The 18594-nt window shown below is 67.3% G+C and carries 16 protein-coding genes; 3 read left to right on the forward strand and 13 right to left on the reverse strand.

Going from position 1 to position 18594, the window contains the following annotated elements:
- The first annotated feature begins 129 nt into the window (after nt 1-129).
- Nucleotides 130-2193 (forward strand): UvrD-helicase domain-containing protein, encoded by a 2064-nt coding sequence (locus IB257_RS09480; RefSeq protein ID WP_054455179.1) that lies wholly within the window; start codon nt 130-132, stop codon nt 2191-2193.
- A gap of 104 nt (nt 2194-2297) precedes the next feature.
- Nucleotides 2298-3152 carry a class II glutamine amidotransferase gene (locus IB257_RS09485; protein ID WP_192492222.1) on the forward strand — a complete coding sequence of 285 codons (855 nt, stop codon included), beginning with the start codon at nt 2298-2300 and terminating at the stop codon, nt 3150-3152.
- Nucleotides 3153-3165: 13 nt separating this feature from the next.
- Here the strand turns inward: IB257_RS09485 and dapD are convergent, their stop codons facing one another.
- The 10 genes from dapD to IB257_RS09535 form a co-directional block, all read right to left on the reverse strand.
- The gene (dapD, locus tag IB257_RS09490) at nt 3166-4149 is read right to left on the reverse strand and encodes a 2,3,4,5-tetrahydropyridine-2,6-dicarboxylate N-succinyltransferase (RefSeq protein WP_054455175.1); all 984 of its coding nucleotides are present in this window, start codon (nt 4147-4149) and stop codon (nt 3166-3168) included.
- 59 nt (nt 4150-4208) lie between these two features.
- Nucleotides 4209-5207 carry an autotransporter outer membrane beta-barrel domain-containing protein gene (locus IB257_RS09495; protein ID WP_225588864.1) on the reverse strand — a complete coding sequence of 333 codons (999 nt, stop codon included), beginning with the start codon at nt 5205-5207 and terminating at the stop codon, nt 4209-4211.
- A gap of 7 nt (nt 5208-5214) precedes the next feature.
- Complete coding sequence (locus IB257_RS09500) at nt 5215-6345, reverse strand: M20 family metallopeptidase (RefSeq protein WP_054455173.1); 1131 nt, start codon at nt 6343-6345, stop codon at nt 5215-5217.
- 39 nt (nt 6346-6384) lie between these two features.
- Nucleotides 6385-7290 (reverse strand): alpha/beta hydrolase, encoded by a 906-nt coding sequence (locus IB257_RS09505; protein ID WP_125473301.1) that lies wholly within the window; start codon nt 7288-7290, stop codon nt 6385-6387.
- The gene (locus IB257_RS09510) at nt 7290-8300 is read right to left on the reverse strand and encodes an ABC transporter ATP-binding protein (protein ID WP_013391145.1); all 1011 of its coding nucleotides are present in this window, start codon (nt 8298-8300) and stop codon (nt 7290-7292) included. The genes IB257_RS09505 and IB257_RS09510 overlap by 1 nt, the downstream gene beginning before the upstream one ends.
- Nucleotides 8297-9280, reverse strand: a complete 984-nt coding sequence (locus IB257_RS09515; RefSeq protein WP_175161204.1) for an ABC transporter ATP-binding protein — start codon at nt 9278-9280, stop codon at nt 8297-8299. The genes IB257_RS09510 and IB257_RS09515 overlap by 4 nt, the downstream gene beginning before the upstream one ends.
- A 132-nt stretch (nt 9281-9412) precedes the next feature.
- The gene (locus IB257_RS09520; protein ID WP_125473640.1) at nt 9413-10330 is read right to left on the reverse strand and encodes an ABC transporter permease; all 918 of its coding nucleotides are present in this window, start codon (nt 10328-10330) and stop codon (nt 9413-9415) included.
- Between the two features lie 6 nt (nt 10331-10336).
- On the reverse strand, nt 10337-11314 hold the full coding sequence (locus tag IB257_RS09525) for an ABC transporter permease (RefSeq protein ID WP_054455165.1): 978 nt from the start codon (nt 11312-11314) through the stop codon (nt 10337-10339).
- 49 nt (nt 11315-11363) lie between these two features.
- The gene (locus IB257_RS09530) at nt 11364-12995 is read right to left on the reverse strand and encodes an ABC transporter substrate-binding protein (RefSeq protein WP_119452134.1); all 1632 of its coding nucleotides are present in this window, start codon (nt 12993-12995) and stop codon (nt 11364-11366) included.
- Nucleotides 12996-13067: 72 nt separating this feature from the next.
- On the reverse strand, nt 13068-14039 hold the full coding sequence (locus IB257_RS09535) for a succinylglutamate desuccinylase/aspartoacylase family protein (protein ID WP_054455161.1): 972 nt from the start codon (nt 14037-14039) through the stop codon (nt 13068-13070).
- Between the two features lie 281 nt (nt 14040-14320).
- Between IB257_RS09535 and IB257_RS09540 the strand changes: the two genes are divergently transcribed.
- On the forward strand, nt 14321-15235 hold the full coding sequence (locus IB257_RS09540) for a LysR family transcriptional regulator (RefSeq protein WP_054455159.1): 915 nt from the start codon (nt 14321-14323) through the stop codon (nt 15233-15235).
- 82 nt (nt 15236-15317) lie between these two features.
- Here the strand turns inward: IB257_RS09540 and IB257_RS09545 are convergent, their stop codons facing one another.
- The 3 genes from IB257_RS09545 to IB257_RS09555 form a co-directional block, all read right to left on the reverse strand.
- Nucleotides 15318-16931 carry an ABC transporter substrate-binding protein gene (locus IB257_RS09545; RefSeq protein WP_054455157.1) on the reverse strand — a complete coding sequence of 538 codons (1614 nt, stop codon included), beginning with the start codon at nt 16929-16931 and terminating at the stop codon, nt 15318-15320.
- A 386-nt stretch (nt 16932-17317) separates the two neighbouring features.
- A complete protein-coding gene (locus IB257_RS09550; RefSeq protein WP_054455155.1) occupies nt 17318-17551 on the reverse strand; it encodes a hypothetical protein in 234 nt (77 codons plus the stop codon).
- A 120-nt stretch (nt 17552-17671) separates the two neighbouring features.
- On the reverse strand, nt 17672-18532 hold the full coding sequence (locus IB257_RS09555; RefSeq protein ID WP_192492223.1) for an NAD(P)H-hydrate dehydratase: 861 nt from the start codon (nt 18530-18532) through the stop codon (nt 17672-17674).
- Nucleotides 18533-18594: the final 62 nt, after the last annotated feature.

The following is an 18594-nucleotide window of genomic DNA, read 5'->3' on the forward strand; positions in this document are numbered from 1 at the left end:
CCGCCGTGGCGGCTGCGCCCGTCCCCTTTTTCTCGCGTGTTACCGGCCCGCTGACGGGCGGCCGCAAGCTTCGTGCTTGCTGGCCGCAGCTTCAATGCGGCCGCCGCGATGCATGATCACCTGACTCGAATGTCCGCCAGCGAACCTATAGCCCAAGGCATGAACCCCGCTCAACGCGAAGCGGTGCTGTACCTGGACGGCCCCTGCCTGGTGCTGGCCGGCGCCGGCAGCGGCAAGACGCGCGTGATCACGCAGAAGATCGCCTACCTGCTGCGCGAGTGCGGCTATATGGGGCGCAACGTGGTGGCGCTGACCTTCACCAACAAGGCCGCGCGCGAGATGGACGAACGCGTGAAGACCCTGGTGGATCGCAAGCTGTCCAAGGGCCTGATCATCAGCACCTTCCATTCGCTGGGCGTGAAGATGCTGCGCGAGGAGGCGCGCAACGCGGGCCTGAAGCCGACGTTTTCGATCCTGGACGCCGACGATGCGATGGCCATCATCCAGGAACTCTTGAACACGACCGACAAGGCTCGCCTGCGCCACGTGCAGGGCATCATCTCGCTGTGGAAGAACGGCTTGATGGAGCCGGACGATGCCGCGCGTGAAGCCATCACGCCGGCCGACGTGGAGGCGGCCAACGTCTACCGCAGCTACGCCGCCACGCTGGCCGCCTACCAGGCGGTGGACTTCGACGACCTGATCCGCATCCCCGCGCTGCTGCTGGCCAACAACGAAGAAGTGCGCACCCGCTGGCAGAACCGCGTGCGTTATCTGCTGGTGGACGAATACCAGGACACCAACGTGTGCCAGTACCGCCTGGTGCAGCTCCTGACGGGTTCGCGCGCCATGTTCACGGCGGTGGGCGATGACGACCAGGCGATCTACGCCTGGCGTGGCGCAACCATCGAGAACCTGGCCAAGCTGACCACCGACTACCCCAACATCAAGCTCATCAAGCTGGAGCAGAACTACCGGTCGGTGCAGCGCATCCTGGCGGCCGCAAACCAGGTGATTGAAAAGAACCCCAAGCTGTTCGACAAGAAGCTGTGGTCCGATCTGGGCGTGGGCGAACCCATCCTGGTATCGGCCATGGACGGCGAGGAGCAGGAGGCCGAATCCATCGCCATGAAGGTGTCGGCTTCGCGCTTCGAGCGCCAGGCGCAGTGGAAGGATTTTGCCATCCTGTACCGCAGCAATCATCAGTCGCGCATCCTGGAACAGGCGCTGCGCAACCTGAAGATCCCGTACACGATCTCGGGCGGGCAGAGTTTCTTCGACAAGACCGAAGTGCGCGACGTGCTGGCCTATCTGCGCATCCTGGCCAACGACGACGACGATCCGGCCTTCATCCGCGCGGCCACCACGCCCAAGCGCGGCATCGGCCAGGCCACCTTGCAGACGCTGGGGCAGTACGCCGCAAGCCGCGAGCTGTCGCTGCTGGCGGCAGTGGCCGAGACCGGCCTGGAAAGCCTGCTGGCGCCACGGCAGCTGGAGCCGCTGCGCACCTTCACCGAGTTCATCCGCCGCATGCAATGGCGCGCGGGCCGTGGCGCGGCCGATGCGAAGGACGCCGCGCCGTCCGAGCCCGCGGGCGTGCTGCTGGACGATCTGCTGGAAGCCATCCAGTACGAACGCCATCTGTACGAGCTGTTCGAAGAGCGGCCCGCGCAGACGCGCTGGCAGAACGTGCTGGAGCTGACCGGATGGCTCAAGCGCAAGGCCGAAGAAGACAACATGACGCTCTTCGACCTGGTGCAGCATGTGGCGCTGGTCACCATGCTGGAGCGCGGCGAGGAAGAAGAGCCCGATGCGGTGAAGATGTCCACCCTGCATGCTTCCAAGGGGCTGGAGTATCCGCACGTGTACCTCGCGGGCGTCGAGGAAGGCTTGCTGCCGCACCTGGGCAAGGATGACGAAGTCGGCGATCCGGCGCGCGCGGCCGAGAACCTGGCTTCGCGCATCCAGGAAGAGCGCCGGCTCATGTACGTGGGCATCACGCGCGCGCAGCGCAGCCTGAACCTGAGCTGGTGCAAGCGCCGCCGCCGCGCGCGCGAAGACCTGGTGCGCGAGCCTTCGCGCTTCATCGAGGAAATGGGCCTGGGCGATGTGCGCATGCAGGAAGACGCGGCCACCGCCGCAATGAATCCCAAGGAGCGCATGGCCATGCTCAAGGCGTTGCTGAAGAAATAGGGGCGGGGCGGCGGCTTGTGGAAAGCCGCGGCCTGCTCCTACACTGGACTGCGCCCGCCCCGCCGTCCGGGGCGCGGCAATTCCGTGGATCGAAGGAGCGCGCCATGTGTCGCTGGCTGGCTTATACCGGTAGTCCCATACAGATGGAGAGCGTGCTGTTCAAGGCCAAGCACTCCCTGATCGACCAGAGCCTGCACTCGCGGCTGGGCGCTACCACTACCAATGGCGACGGCTTCGGGCTGGGCTGGTATGGCCGTCAGCACGAAGGCCGGCCGCTGGAGCCGCCGTTCCGCTACCGCAGCGTGCATCCGGCCTGGAACGACCGCAATCTGCGGGAAGCGGCGCGCGCGATCCACGCGCCGCTGTTCGTGGCGCACATCCGCGCCGCCACCGACACGCCCGCGCAGGAAACCAACTGCCATCCGTTTCGCCACGGCCAGTGGCTGTTCGTGCACAACGGCGTCATCCGCGACTATCCGTTGCTCAGGCGCGACCTGATGCTGATGATCGCGCCGGCCTATTTCGGCTCGCTGGAAGGGTCGACGGATTCCGAGGTGATGTTCCTGCTGGCTTTGAGCTTCGGCCTGGAGGAAGACCCGCTGGCGGCGCTGGCCCGCATGGTGGGCGCGGTGGAAGAGACGGGCAGGCGGCATGGCGTGGCGCAGCCCATCAACATGACGGTGTGCGCGCTGGACGGCCAGCGGCTGATCGCCGTGCGCTATTCCAGCGAGGCCGATTCACGCACGCTGTTCCACAACACCTGCGTGCGCCATCTGCGCCAGCTATATCCCGACAATCCGCAGATCGCGGCGCTGGATGACGACGCATTCCTGCTGCTGTCGGAGCCCTTGACCGAGATGCCCGGCGCCTGGGAGGAAGTGCCCGAAGCCACCGCCATCATCGCGGGCGGCGGCACGGTGGCGCACTATCCGTTCGTGCCGGTGCCGCCGGGGGCCTGAGCCGGGCCGGGCTTCAGTGGCCCGTATGCAGGGCCGGATTCAGCGTGCCCCAGGCGGCGGTGCGCACCAGGCACTCCACGGCGCCGGTCTGCGAATTGCGGCGGAACAGCAGGCCTTGCTGACCCGCCAGCGAGGTGGCCTTCACCACCGCGCCTTCCGGCGTCAGCACGCGCGTGCCGGCGGTGACGTAGCAGCCGGCTTCCACCACGCAGTCGTCGCCCAGCGAAATTCCTATGCCCGAGTTGGCGCCCAGCAGGCAGCGCTTGCCGATGGATACCACCTGCTTGCCGCCGCCGGACATGGTGCCCATGATGGATGCGCCGCCGCCGATGTCGCTGCCGTCGTCGACGATGACGCCGGCGCTGATGCGGCCTTCGACCATGGACGCGCCCAGCGTGCCGGCGTTGAAATTGCAGAAACCTTCATGCAGCACCGTGGTGCCGGGCGACAGATGCGCGCCCAGGCGCACGCGCGCGGTGTCGGCGATGCGCACGCCGCTGGGCATGACGTAGTCGGTCATGCGGGGAATCTTGTCCACGCCGCGGATTTCCAGGATCTGTCCGGAGGCGCGCAGATGCCAGCGCAGCGCATCCACCTGATCCACCGCGCAGGGCCCGGCCGACGTCCAGGCGACGTTGGCCAGCACGTTGAACAGGCCGTCCAGGTTGGCGTCGTGCGGACGGATCAGCCGGTGGCTGAGCAGGTGCAGGCGCAGATAGGCGTCGTGCGCATCGACCGGCGGTTCGTCCAGCGACGAGATCGCGGTACGCACGGCGACGATGTCGACCTTGCGGCGGGTGTCGCGGACCAGGGCGGTGGGCACATGTTCGCCCAGCGCGGCGCGGGCTTCCTCGGGCGACAGGTGGCGGGTGCCGGTGGCCGGCGAGTTGTCGGCCAGCGAGGGACGCGGATACCAGGTATCCAGGATGGCGCCGTCGGCGGCCAGCGTGGCGACGCCATAGGCGATGGCGCTGAGGGGCTTGGGGGAATCGGCCATGATGAAAGAGGAAGTGCGCAGTCTGGGTGCGTAATTCTAAGGCGAAAGGGCCGCGGTTTTCAGAGGCTGCCGAAGGCCCAGCGCAGGCTCAGCGACCCGGTGTGTTCGCGGTTGCCGCCGCCATACTGGCCGCCGTAGGCCAGGCCGATGACGGCCGAGCGCGACACGGCGATTTCCAGGCCGGCGCCCGCCAGCGCGGCGGACCGGGCGATGGGCGCGCCGGCGACCGTCAGCACGCTGCCGCCGTCCAGCACCAGGGTGGTTTCCGGTTGTACGTCGCCAAAGGCGCGGCGCCAGCCCAGTGTCGCGTGCAGTCTGCCGAAGGTGGGGCCGACCGCGAAGCCGGTCTGGCCGCGCAGGCCCAGCGTGGTGGTGGTCTGCCGGATCCGTCCCGCGTCGGCCGAGAGCGCGGTGAATCCGCCCGATTCGCTGAAGCTGCGCGTGCGCACGTTGCGCACCGCCAGGCCCGCGAATGGCTCGATGGTCGCGCTTTCCGACAGCGCCAGCTCGTAGCCCAGTTCCGAAAAGGCCTGCGCGGTGTAGGCACTGAAGTCGGCGGTCAAGGTCTGCCGGGCGATGCCGGGCATCTCGAAATGCCGCCGGGTGTCGATGTCGTGCCAGGTGTAGGAGGCGGCCGTCAGCAGGTTCAGCTTGCCGGGGCCGGCGTCGAACGACTTCTTGCCGTAGAGCCCCGCGGTATAGCTGTATACGTCCACCCGCGCATCGGCCGCGTCGATGCGGACGCGGCTGCGGGTGGCGCCCAGCGCGCCGCCCAGCCGCCAGCCGGCGCCCGCGTCGAATTCGCCGCCGCCATACAGGCCGGTGGTGCGTTGCTTGATGCGGGCCGTGTTGGCGCCGCCTTCCAGCGTTTGCCAATTGTCGACGACGACGAGCCAGCCCGGCTGGGCCGGCGCGGGACGGGCCGGACGGTCGGCCAGCAGGCTGCGGTCCGGTTCGGCCTGTCCGGCGTGCGCGTGCGCTGCGCCAGCCGCGAACAGGACCTGCATGGCGAACGCCGGCGCCAGCAGCCGCCGGCGCACGGCTATCGGTGGCGGCAAGGACTGTTTACGCCAGTTCTTTCAGCAGCAGTTCCCAGAATTTCATGCGCTGTTCCAGCGTCGAAACCAGGATGTACTCGTTCAAGGTGTGCGCGCCGTCGCCGTCGGCGCCCAGGCCGTCCAGCGTCGGGATGCCCATGGCGGACGTGAAGTTGGCGTCGCTGCCGCCGCCCGTCATGGGCGCGTCTTCCAGCAGGAAGCCGGCGCGTTCGGCATAGCCCTGCACCAGCGCCAGCAGATCGGCGGCGGCTTCGGTCTTCACCATGGGCGGACGGTTCAGCTCCACATCGATGTCCAGTTCCACGTCCGGACCCACGGCGCACAGCTCGCGCATGCGGCGCAGCACGTCTTCGGCGGCGCCCATGTCGGGCACGCGGAAGTCGACCACGCAGCGGCACAGCGCTGGCACGGTGTTGGTCACGGTGCCGCCGGCGATGGTGCCGACGCTCACGGTGATGCCGCGGTCATAGTCGGTCATGGCTTCCAGCGCCAGCACCTGATGGGCCATTTCGCGGATGGCGCTGCGGCCCTTCTCATGCTGCATGCCGGCATGGGCCGGACGGCCCTTGACGTTCAGGTTCAGCATGCCGGTGCCCTTGCGCGCTGTGACGCACTTGCCGCCGTTGGGGCGGGCGGGTTCGCAGACCAGCGCGTACTTGGCGTTGGCGGCAAAGCGCTCGATGTGCGCGCGCGACGCGTGGCTGCCGGTTTCTTCGTCGGGCACCACCAGAAAGTCCACCGGCAGCTGGGTCGCGCCGGGGCGCGCCAGGCCGGACAGCGCCGTCAGCGCCAGGTAGATGCCGGCCTTCATGTCGTAGCCGCCCGGCCCATAGAGGCGGTCGCCTTCGATGCGCACCGGGTTCTCCAGCAGCGTGCCCACCGGATGCACCGTGTCCATGTGCGCCAGGATCAGGATGCCGGGGCGCGTGTCGCCGGGGGCGCGGTTGGTCGCGTACAGCAGCGGACCCGTGGTCGGGCCCAGGGACGATAGCTCCACCGTCAGGCCGGCGGCCGCGGCGTAGTCGGCGATGATGCGCGCCATGGCGGCGATGCCCTCGGGGAAGTTCGAGGGCGATTCGCATTGCAGCCAGCTCTTGATGCCGGCGACGATCTGTTCAGTGCTCTGGGTGTTGGACATGACGGTATCGGATATCTGCAACGAAGAAAGTGGGGGCGGTCAGGCGACCTGCTGGCCGGCCAGGCGGGCCAGTTCGGCGGCGTCGGGCATCTTGCCGTCGAACCAGAGGCTGGCGCAGACGGCGGACATGGCGCGGCCGTCGTGGCCGATGCCCGGTACGACCTGCAGCTTCCAGCCGAACGGCACGCCGCGGCGCTCGGCTTCCTTGCGCCCGAACTCGAAGTAGTTCTGCGCGCGTGCGAAACGGTGCGGGCCCTGGCGCATGGCGGCGGGCTCGGACGGCAGGTTGGGGTCGTCGGTGGCGATGTCCTGGTCGCCCGCCAGGATGGTCATCGGGTAGGCCAGCAGCTTCACCAGGTGGTCTTCCGTCATGCCTACGCCGTCCATGCCTTCGGGGAAGGGATAGTCGAACGTGGGCAGCGTGTACCAGCCCGGGTTGCCGGCAGTCACGGCCTTGAACGGCGCGTGCGACTGGCTGCTCATCAGGCGGTGCACGAACTGGCCGCCGGCGGAGTGGCCGAACAGGTAGACGTTCTGGCCGTCGGTGATTTCGCCGGCGATCAGGTCCTTGATGACATTGCCCACCAACGCGTAGGTCCAGCCGTCGATGTGGCGCGGATTGCCGCCGGCCGAGAACACGCGGCCGTTGTTGTAGCTTTCCACGCCGGGCCAGATCTCGTTGGAGAAGGTCAGGGCCACGATCAGCAGCTTGTGCTTGTCGGCGGCTTCCACCCAGAAATCGCGGTACTCGTCGCCGTTGCGCAGCACGCCGTGCTGCACGATGACCACCGGCATGTCGGGCGTGTAGCCGTAGGGGCGGTAGGTCTGCAGCTTGAAGGGGCGGTCGGAGTTGCGGTCCTCGTCCACATACAGGATGGCGTTGCGGCCGGCATGGCCCAGTTCGATGGCGATGCGGTCGACGTTGGACATCTCGGAGGGTTTCATCAGGCGTTCGCCTCATTCAGGTGGCAGGCCGACCAATGGCCTGCCGAGATTTCTTTCAGGACCGGCGCCTGCTCGCGGCAGCGCGGCATGGCGTGGGGGCAGCGGGGATTGAAGGTACAGCCCGGCGGCGGATTCAGCGGCGACGGGATCTCGCCCTTGATCGGCGTGAACTTGCGGCCGCGGCGGCCCACGTCCGGCACCTCGGCCATCAGGGCCTGGGTGTAGGGATGGTTGGCGCGCGCGAAGATCTCGGCCGACGTGGAGATTTCCACGATCTTGCCCAGGTACATGATCGCCACGCGGTCGGAGATGTGCTTGACCACGCCCAGGTCATGGCTGATGAACAGGTAGGTGAAGCCGTGCTGTTCGCGCAGGTCCATGAACAGGTTGATCACCTGCGCCTGGATCGACACGTCCAGCGCGGCCACGGGCTCGTCGCAGACCAGGAACTTCGGCGCCACCATCAGCGCACGCGCGATGCCGATGCGCTGGCGCTGGCCGCCCGAGATCTGGTGCGGGAAGCGGTCGCGGTACTCGGGGTCCAGGCCCACTTCCTTCAGCGCCTGGTCGATGCGCGCGGGAATCTGGGCGGCGGGCGCCAGTTTGTGGACCTTGAGCGATTCGCCCAGGATCTGGCGCAGGCGCTGGCGCGGATTCAGCGAGGCCTGCGGATCCTGGAAGATCATCTGCACGCCCAGCGTATAGGCCAGCTTGTCGGCGCCGCGCAGGCGGCGGGCTTCCTGGCCCTGGTACAGCAGCTGGCCTTCAGTCTGGCCATGCAGGCCGGCAACGACGCGGCCCAGCGTGGACTTGCCGCAGCCGGATTCGCCGACCAGGCCCACGACTTCGCCGCGCTTGATGGACAGGTCCACGCCGTTGACCGCATACACGGTGCGGCGGTCGATGGGACGGCCGGTCAGGGCCAGGATGCGCTGGGCCAGGTCGGGCCGCTGCTCGAAGCGCTTGTGGACGTTCTTGAGCTCGATGACGGGAGTATCGGCTTGGCTCATACCGGCTGGGCCTCGCGGGTAATCGGCACGTAGCAGCGGTAGTTGCGCGCGCCTTCGGTGGTGACAGTGGGGGCTTGTTCGGTGCAACGCGTGACCGCGCTGGTGCAGCGCGGGCGGAACGGACAGCCCGAGGGGCGGCCGGCGAGGCTGGGCGCCATGCCGTTGATCTGGTGCAGGCGCGCGCCGGGCTGGGTGGCGCCGGGCATCGAATCCAGCAGGCCCTTGGTGTAGGGGTGGCGCGGCGCGTCCAGCACTTCTTCGACCGGGCCGCTTTCGACGATGCGGCCTGCGTACATCACGGCCACGCGGTCGGCCAGTTCAGCCACCACGCCCAGGTCGTGGGTGATCCAGATCAGCGCGGTGTTGTGCTCGCGGCAGATCTCCTGCATGCGGTAGAGGATCTGGCCCTGGATGGTGACGTCCAGCGCCGTGGTCGGCTCGTCGCAGATGATCAGGTCGGGCTTGTTCAGCATGGCGATCGCGATCGCCACGCGCTGGCGCATGCCGCCCGAGAATTCGTGCGGATAGCTCTTCAGGCGCTTTTCGGGCGAAGGAATGCCGACCATGGCCAGCGCCTCGCGGCAGCGTTCCTCGGCTTCGGCGCGCGGCACGTCTTCGTGGGTCAGGATGGCTTCCATCATCTGCTCGCCGATGCGCAGCACCGGATTGAGCGTCATCAGGGGATCCTGGAAGATCATGGCGATGCGGTTGCCGCGCAACTGGCGCATCTGCTCTTCGCTCAGCTTGCGCAGGTCCGTGCCCTTGAACTTCACTTCGCCGTCCACCACTTCCCCGGGCGGGTCGATCAGGCCCAGGAGCGAAAAGCCGGTGACGGATTTGCCGGAACCCGATTCGCCGACCAGGCCGACGATCTCGCCGCGGCGCACGGTCAGGTCGACGCCGTCGACTGCCAGCCACGCGCCGGCTTCGGTATGGAATGCGGTGCGCAGGCCGCGCACCTCAAGAATGTTTTCGCTCATTTCAGTTGCCCATTGCGCCAACCGCGGCGCATGTAATGGAGATAGCTCCATCGGGATGCCGCGGAGCCGGCTTTGCCGGTCCGCAGGCATGCCCCCTTGAGGGGGAAGCGCGCAGCGCTTCGGGGGTGGGCCTCATCTCTTCGGGTCCAGGCTTTCGCGCAGGCGGTCGCCCACGATGTTGATGGAGAGGATCAGCACCAGCAGGGCGATGCCCGGGAACAGGCTGATCCAGTAGTCGCCCGACAGCAGGTACTGGAAACCGTTGGAAATCAGCAGGCCCAGCGACGGTTCGGTGATGGGCACGCCCACGCCCAGGAACGACAGCGTGGCTTCCAGCGCGATCGCGGTCGCGATCTGGATGGTGGCGAACACCATGACGGGGCCCAGGCAGTTGGGCAGCAGGTGGAACAGCATGATGCGCCAGGCGGGGAAGCCCAGGTTGGCGGCGGCTTCCACGTATTCCTTGCGGCGTTCCTGCAGGGCGCGGCTGCGCATGATGCGGGCGTAATGCCCCCACTGCACCAGCACCAACGCCAGGATCACCTTGTCGACCCCTCGCCCCAGCACCACCAGCAGCACCAGCGCCACCAGGATGGTCGGAAAGCCCAGGATGAAGTCGACGATGCGCATGAGCACGGTATCGACCACGCCGCCGACATAAGCGGCCACCAGGCCGATGGCGCCGCCCACGGCGGTGGCCAGGACCACGGCGGACAGGCCCACCATCAGGCTGATGCGCAGGCCATACAGGATGGCGCTGAGCATGTCGCGGCCCTGGTCGTCGGTGCCGAGCCAGGCGATGCTGCCGTCCATCAGCGCCTGGCGCGGCGCCAGGCGGCCGTCCATCAGCGAAAGGTTGGCGAGGTCGTAGGGATTCTGCGGCGCGAAGAAAGGCGCGAAGACCACCAGGACGATCAGGATGGTCAGCGCGATGACGGAGCCGCGCACCGTCGGGCGCGCGTGCAGTTTCTTCAGGATGGAGGCGCGCTGGGGCGTCTCAGCCAGGGGCTGGACGGTGCGGGTGCGGCCGGGATTCGGAGTTTGAGCCATGGCGGATTATTGAGCGGGAGTCACGAGCTGCACGCGCGGATCGAGCGTGGCGTACAGGATGTCCACAACCAGGTTGATGATCACGAAGATCAGGGTGACCAGCATCACGTAGGCCACCACGACCGGGCGGTCCAGCTGGTAGACGCTGTCGATCAGCAGCTTGCCCATGCCCGGCCAGGCGAACACGGTTTCGGTGATGGTGGAGTAGGCGATGAGGGTGCCGAACTCCATGCCGATCACGGTGACCACGGGGATCAGGATGTTGCGCAGGATGTGGCGGCGCACGATGCGGCCGGGCTTGACGCCCTTGGCGCGCGCGAACTTCACGTAGTCCTGGCTGCGGGCCTCGACCACGCCGGACGCGGTCAGGCGCAGCACCAGGGCGATGTTGGCCAGCGCCAGGTTGATGGCCGGCATGATCAGGTGCGACCAGCCATCGGCAGTCAGGATGGACAGCGGCACGCCCAGCACGGTGACCGTGTCGCCGCGGCCGGTGGCGGGCAGCCAGCCCAGCCATACCGCGAACAGCAGGATCAGCATCATGCCTTGCCAGAAGTTCGGCAGCGAAAAGCCCAGCACCGAAGTGGCCATGATGCCGCGGCCCAGCGGCTGGTCGCGGTACAGGCCCGCGATCAGCCCCAGCGGAATGCCGAACACACAGGTCAGCATGATGGCGACCACCACCAGCTCGAACGTGGCGGGGATGCGCTGCACGATCAGCTCGATGGCGGGGATGCCGTGCACGAAGGATGTGCCCAGGTCGCCGTGCAGCGCGCGCCACAGGAATCCTGTGTATTGCTGCCATACCGGCAGGTCCAGGCCCAGGCGGGCGATCATCGCCTCGCGTGCGGCCTGGCTGGCTTCGGGGCTGACCAGCAGTTCGATCGGATCGCCCACGGCATAGACCGCGAAGAAGACCACGACCGAAACGGCCAGCAGCACGAACAGACTCTGTATCAGTCTGCGTAGGATGAACAAGGCCACGAGATTATTTCCTTGGTGGGCTCAGGGTTTGCGGGCGCCGCGTAGGGTCTTACTTGGCGGGCTTGGCCGACATGGCCAGGGTGTACTGGTCGGCGCGGCCTTCATAGGTCAGTCCCTTGCGGAACGCCCAGATGCTGCTTTCGAAATGCAGGGGAATGCTGGGCAGGTCGGCCAACGCCAGCGTCAGCGATTCCTGCAGCAGCTTTTCGCGCGCGGCCGGGTCCACGGTGACGAGGGCGCGCTTGAACACGCGGTCGAACTCGGGGTTGTCATAGCCGCCGTAGTTGCTGGTGCCCAGGCCGTGTTCCTTGTCGAACGCGCTGACCCAGTATTGCAGGAAGGACGAGGCCTCGCCGGTTTCCGACGACCAGCCGCCCATGGCGAAGCTGAACTCGCGCTTGGCGCGCTTGGGGAAGTAGACCGAGCGCGTCATGGTGTCGACGGTGGTCTTGATGCCCACGCGCGACAGGTATTGCGCCACTGCCTGCGTGACCTGCGCATCGTTGATGTAGCGGTCGTTGGTGGATGAGACGGTCAGCTCGAAGCCATTCGGGTAGCCGGCTTCGGCCAGCAGCTTCTTGGCGGCGGCCGGGTCGTACTTCAGCGCGGGCGGGTTGGGCAGGGTGCCGAACATGCCGTCAGGCAGGAACTGGTTGGCCGGCGTGGCGGCGCCGTCCATGATGCGGTCGGCGATGGTCTTGCGGTCGATGGCCATGGAAATGGCGCGGCGCACGCGCACGTCCTGCAGCGGGTTCTTGCCGTCCGCGGCTTTCACGCCAGGGCTGGGATTGCGCGCCACGTCGGGCTGGAAATACACCACGCGCACCGACGGGGTGATGACGTGGCCGAAACCCGGCGTTTCCGAAATGCGCTTCACGTCGCGCGCGGCGGGATTTTCGATCAGGTCGAAGTCGCCCGCCAAGAGGCCGGTCAGGCGCGGGCCAGCGGCAGGCACCGGCACCAGCTTTACGTCCTTCCATGCCGGCTTAGCGCCCCAGTAGGCGTCGTTGCGCGTCAGTTCGATGGCGGTGCCCTTGACGTAGCTCTTGAGCGTGTAGGGCCCGGTGCCGATCACGGAGCGGCCGGTGTTGAAGTCGGCCACGGTAGGCCAGGAGCCGGTGACGCCGCACTTGTTCTTCAGGTCGAAGCTGATCGGGCCATGTTCTGCGATGCCGTTCCACAGCATGCCCATGCGGGTCAGGTCGTTGGGCAGCAGCGGATAGGGCTGGCGCGTCTTGATCACCAGCGTGTTGCCGTCGCGCACCTGCACGTCGGCGAACTTCTGCACGATGGAGGGGTACGAGCTGCTGATGGACTGCTCGTTGTTGACCACGCGACAGAAAGTGAACAGCACGTCCTGCGCCGTGAAGGGCTGGCCGTTGGAAAACTTGACGCCATCGCGCAGCGTGAATTCCCAGGTCGTGTCGTCCACCGGCTTCCAGGCCGTGGCCAGGCGCGGGATCAGGTTCATCTTGGCATCCTGCCCCACCAGCGTCTCGAACATGTGCGAGGTCATCGCATCGTTCGGCGTGGCCTGGTGGTAGTGCGGATCCATCGACGTCGGCTCGGACGACAGGCCGATCCGCAGAACGCCGGCGGCATCCTGGGCGATGGCCGCGGTGGTACAGGCGGCCATGGCGAAGGCCGTGAGCATGCTGCGGTAGAGCGTCTGGGCAGACATGGATTTTGTCCCTTTGTTGTATTGGTTATGGTGTTTTGCGGGGCGGCGTTCCTGGCGGGCCGCCGCGGGTCTTCAGGCGATGGGCTGCGCCAGCCGGACGACGGTCACGCCGGGCCGCAGATTGGCGGTGGAAGGCATGATCAGCACGCAATCGTCATAAGGCGTGACGACGGGCTCGCCCTCGGACCAGCCGATCAGGTCGCCGGCGCGGGCCAGCGTTTCCAGGCCCTTCCAGGGTTGGGCGAAGCGGAAATCGGCGCTCTTGGCGGCGATCGCATGCGTCACGCGCAGTGCGCGCTGCGTGGACGCGGCGGGGGCGAACCAATCCGCGGGCAGGTCGCCGCGGTCCACCGTGCCCGCTTCCACCAGGAAGCGCGCCATCTGGTCGACAGCCACGCCGCGCGCTTCGGGCGCGCCATGGAAGCCGCATTCGATCAGCAGGGAACGGGTGCCGTTGTCGCCGGCTTCGCCGAAGCGGCCATAGTCGCGCATGCGCACGCCCGCGGCGTGGCCGGCGTCGGCGATGATGGTGGCGGGGTTGCCCAGGGCCAGCGCCAGGTCGATATTGCGTTGCTCCATGCCGGTCAGCTGCAGCGGCACGTCGGAATTGCTCATCGAATGGAAATCCAGCAGCCAGTCGGCCTGCTCGACCCAGGGCTGGATCTCGGCGGCGCGGCGGCGTTCCTGGCTGGTCGGCACGCTCAGCTTGTCGTCGCTCCAGACGCGGTTCATGTCTTCGTCGACGAAGCGCGCGGGCGCGTAATTGGCAGGGTCGAAGCGATCGAATGCCGCCAGGTTGCAGAACGCCAGCGTCAGCGAACCGCGGCGCGGGCGCAGGCCCGCCGCCAGCGCGTCCTTCAGCGCCCAGGCGCCGCAGAGTTCATTGCCGTGGATCAGCGCGCTCAGCATGACGCGTTTGCCCGGCACGCCCGAATCGAAATGCCAGACCCCCGGGGTATCCGTGTTGCCCACCCGCTCTGCCGACAAGTTCGGACAGGCAAGTAGAAATGGACGCGGTGTGGACGCGGGGGCGGACGTGGGCATGGGAACTCCGATGAAGCGACGGGATTGTATAGGCGATGGCGCTGGGGGGGCGGCTAGCGGCCGGCATGAGCGGGCGCCGCGGCGCGACGGGCGCTGAAACAGGCTGCTAGCACGGGTTTTCCCTTATATATAGGGCGCGTCAGGCGCGCGCCGCCTTTGAGTATTGGGCGAATTCTAGGAGCTTGGCTGCTTTCTCTACAATTAGAATATTTATCTCGAGCTTTGCAGAAAAGGCAAAGCTTGTTCCCCATTCCCCTTCTCTGAGAACCGCGAGGGCTGACGTGCACGGCATCGCCTTGAAGTATTTTCTGGAGGTAGCCCAGGCGGGCAGCCTGAGCGGCGCGTCCGAGCGCCTGCATGTGGCGGTGTCGGCCATCAGCCGGCAGATCGCCAAGCTGGAGGAAGAGGCGGGCGCGCCGCTGTTCGAGCGCGCCGCGCGCGGCATGGTCCTGAGCGAAGCGGGCCAGCTGCTGCTGGCGCATGCCCGCCGCACCATGCTGGAAGCCGATTCCGTGCTGCAGGAAATCGCCGCCATCAAGGGCGCCGCGCGCAACGAGATCCGGGTGGCCTCGGTCGAGGGCGTGGCGCGGATCTTCCTGCCCTCGGTGATGGCGCGTTTTCGTCGCGACTGGCCCAACATCCGCTTCGACCTGCACGTGGGGTCGCCGGCCGAAGTCAGCCGCCGGGTGGCCGAAGGCAGCGTGGAACTGGGCATGGTCTTCATTGCCGAACGCATCGGCGGGGTCAGTCCGCGCTATTCGCGCCGCGCGCCGGTGCATGCGGTGATGGCGGCCGACCATCCGCTGGCGGGGCGCGCCAGCGTCAGCCTGCAGGATCTCAGCCAGTATCCGCTGGCGCTGACCGGGCCGGGCACCACCACGCGCCAGCTGTTCGAGATGGGCTGCGCGCTGGAGTCGGTGCAGCTGGAGCCAGCGCTGACCTGCAACGATTCCTCACCCCTGCACGGCTTCGTCTTCGGGTCGGACGCCATCATGCTCAGCGGCTATATCTCGGTGGCCTGGAGCCTGCGGCGCGACGAGCTGATCGCCGTGCCGATTTCCAATGCCGAGCTGCAATCGCGCACCCTGCAGATCCAGGTCATGCCGGGCCGGGTGTTGCCGCCAGCGGCCGAGGCCTTTGTCGAATTGCTGGCGCGGGAGCTGGACGACGCGCTGCAAGGCAGGGCGGCCGCATAGTCCGCCAAGGACGCAGAAGTCCTCCGCCCAGGCAAAAAAACGGCTGCCCTGGGGCAGCCGTTCTTCGTTCAAGCGGACCTGATTACTTCTTTTCGGGCGTGACCGAAGTGGCCAGCGTGTACTGGTCGCGGCGGCCTTCGTAGGTGATGCCCTTGCGGAAGGCCCAGATGCTGCTTTCGAAGTGCAGCGGGATCAGCGGCACGTTGTCCAGCGCGATCTGGGTGGATTGCTGCAGCAGCTTCTCGCGCTTGGGCGCGTCCACCGTCACGATGGCTTCCTTGTAGACCTTGTCGAAGTCGGCATTGCTGAAGCCGCCGTAGTTGCTGGTGCCCAGGCTGTTGGGGGAATCCAGGGATGCCACCCACAGCTGGAACAGGGCCGAGGCTTCACCCGTTTCCGCCGGCCAGCCGCCCATCGAGAAGCTGAACTCGCGCTTGGCGCGCTTGGGGAAATAGATGGAGGCCGTCATGGCGTCCACATTGGTCTTGATGCCGACGCGGGCCAGGTACTGGGCCACGGCTTGCGCCACCTGGCCGTCGTTGACGTAGCGGTCGTTGGTCGACGACAGGGTCAGTTCAAAGCCGTTCGGGTAGCCGGCTTCGGCCAGCAGCTTCTTGGCGCCTTCCGGGTCGAACTTGATTTCCGGCGCCTGGGGCAGCGCGCCGAACATGCCGTCGGGCATGTACTGGAAGGCGGGCGTGGCCATGCCGTCCATGATGCGGGCGGTGATGGTCTTGCGGTCGATGGCCATCGAAATCGCCTTGCGCACGCGCAGGTCCTGCAGCGGGTTCTTGCCGTCGGCGCTCTTGACGAAGGGGCTCGGGTTGCGGCCCACGTCAGGCTGGAAGAACACCAGGCGGGTCGACGGGGTGGCGACGAAACCGAACTTGGGGTTGTCCTTCAGGCGCGGCAGGTCGCGGGCGGCGGGGTTTTCGATCATGTCGAAGTCGCCGGACAAGAGGCCGGTCAGGCGCGGGCCGGCCGACGGCACCGGCACGAACTTCACTTCCTTCCAGTACGGCTTGGGACCCCAGTAGTTTTCATTGCGGACCAGCTCGATGCCGGTGCCCTTGACGTAGGACTTCAGGGTGTACGGGCCGGTGCCGATGGCGTCCTTGCCGTTGTTGAAGTCGGCCACGGTGGGCCAGGGGCCGGTCACGCCGCAACCCTTCTTGGGGTCGAACGTGAGCTTGCCGTGTTCGACGATGCCGTTCCAGACGATGGGCAGCGAACGCGCCAGTTCGGCGGGCATCAGCGGGAAGGGTTCGCCGGTCTTGATGATGACGGTGTGCGCGTCCGGCGTCTGCACGTCGGTGATGCGCTTGGTCATGTCCATATAGGACTGCGACACGTTGGTTTCGTTGTTCAGCGTGCGGCAGATGGTGAACAGCACGTCTTCGGACGTGAACGGCTTGCCGTTGGAGAACTTGACGTCGTCGCGCAGCTTGAATTCCCAGGTCTGGTCGTCCAGCGTTTTCCAGGAGGTGGCCAGGGCCGGAACCAGCTTCATGTCGGCGCTGCGGCCCACCAGGGAACTGTAGACGTGCGCAGAGAAGGCGTCGTTCTGCGTCATCTTGTGGTAGTGGGGATCCGCCGAGGTGGGCTCGGCCGACAGGCCGATCTTCAGCGTCTGGGCTTGGGCGGCGGCCAGGGGAATGGCGGCGGCCGCAAGGGCCAGGGTGGTACGCAACTTCATGGTGACAACTCCGGATGGGGAACGAACCGGATCGCGCCTGCGTGTAAACCGGCCTGCGCCAGCCGCGCGGGCGGCCTCGCCTGGAAGGGGCTCAGGGGGTTTTGGCGCCGGGCACGACGGCAAGGGGCCGATTATCGGTAGGGGCTTCGCGCACTGTCAATGCGCAATGGCAAGCGCGGCGCTAGGGAAAACGCGGAGAGGGAGGGGGAAAGAGGGCGCCGCGCTGCCTCGTCTGGAGGCCTGCGCGGCGCGATGGCGCCCGGGTGAGGGGCTGGGCGCCGAAGAACCGCCGCAAGGGGCGCCGGGAAACCGGCGGGCGTTGCGGCGGGGTCGCGCCGGGCTGAATCGCGGGAGATCGATCGCGACTCAGGCCGGCGCGGCAGGGCTTACCACTGCGAACCGGAGAAGCGCGAGCTGGCGGCGCGGGCCTTGTTCATCGACTCGTTCACTTCGTCGATGAAGGAAAACACGGCGGCAACAGCTGCCACTACGGCTTGGCCGGCCTTCTTCAGGCTGGTCAGCGGATGGGAATTCGGTTGGTTCTCGAGGGCGCCGCGGAGCAGGTCACGCTCCAGCGCGTCGGTCAGGCGGGCAGTGTGGTTCAGGGTCAGTTCGCTCATGGTTTGCTCCAGTCCGTTTCGTCTTGGGGTAAACCATTATAGGGATAACCCTAGAATAAAAGCAATGCCATTTCTAGGGTAAACCCCTATATGTTGTAAAAATGTTTATGCCGCAGGGACTTAGCCGCCATTGCGCAGGGCGCGGACGGCATCCGCCAGCTCGCCGGCGGTCAGTCCGATGGGGCCGACACCCTGGGCGACCAGCGCGTCGGCGGCCGCGCCGTGCAGCCAGACTGCCCCGGCGACCGCCTGCTCCAGCGGCAGCTTCTGGGCGATCAACGAGCCCAGCATGCCCGCTAATACGTCCCCGGTTCCGGCGGTGGCGAGCCCCGGATTGCCGCTGGTATTGACCCGCAGATCGCCATCCGGGGAGCAGACCACGGTGCCCGCGCCCTTCAGCACGATCCAGGCGCGGTAGCGCTGGGCCAGTTTCCTGGCGGCGGCCGGCCGGTCGGCCTGCACCTCGGCCGTGTCCATGCCGAGCAGCCGCCCGGCCTCGGCCGGATGGGGCGTCAGCACCACGGCGCCCTCGCCCCAGTTGGGCTGGATGTCGCCGCGGGCCAGCAGATTCAGGCCGTCCGCGTCCAGCACCAGGGGCGAGCCGCGGCGCAGCACGAATAGTTCGGACAAGGCGTTGGCCGCCAGGGCGTCCGTGCCGATGCCGCAGCCCGCCACCCAGGCGGTGACGCCCCAGTCTTGTTCCAGCAGCGAGCGGGCGTCGCGCAGCATCAGTTCGGGCTGCAGCGGATCGCAGGCCAGCGGCGCGGCGTCCTGGGCGAAGCCGACCAGCACCTTGCCGGCGCCGGTCTTCAGGGCGGCGCGCGCGGCCAGCAGCGCCGCGCCCGTCATGCCCGGGCCGCCGCCCACCACGCCCACTGTGCCGAAACTGCCCTTGTGGGTGTCCTGGCCGCGCGGCGCGAACAGGGCGGGCAGGGCGGCGCGGTCGATGGCGCCGCCGGCGGACGGGGCGGTAGTGTTCATGGGCTGAGGCTCCTGGGGATGGCGGCGTGGCGCGAAAGCGCGTATCTACTATAGTGCGCCCA

It is taken from the genome of Achromobacter sp. ACM03, assembly GCF_014851665.1.
In the GTDB taxonomy this organism is placed as follows: Bacteria; Pseudomonadota; Gammaproteobacteria; order Burkholderiales; family Burkholderiaceae_B; genus Achromobacter; species Achromobacter aegrifaciens.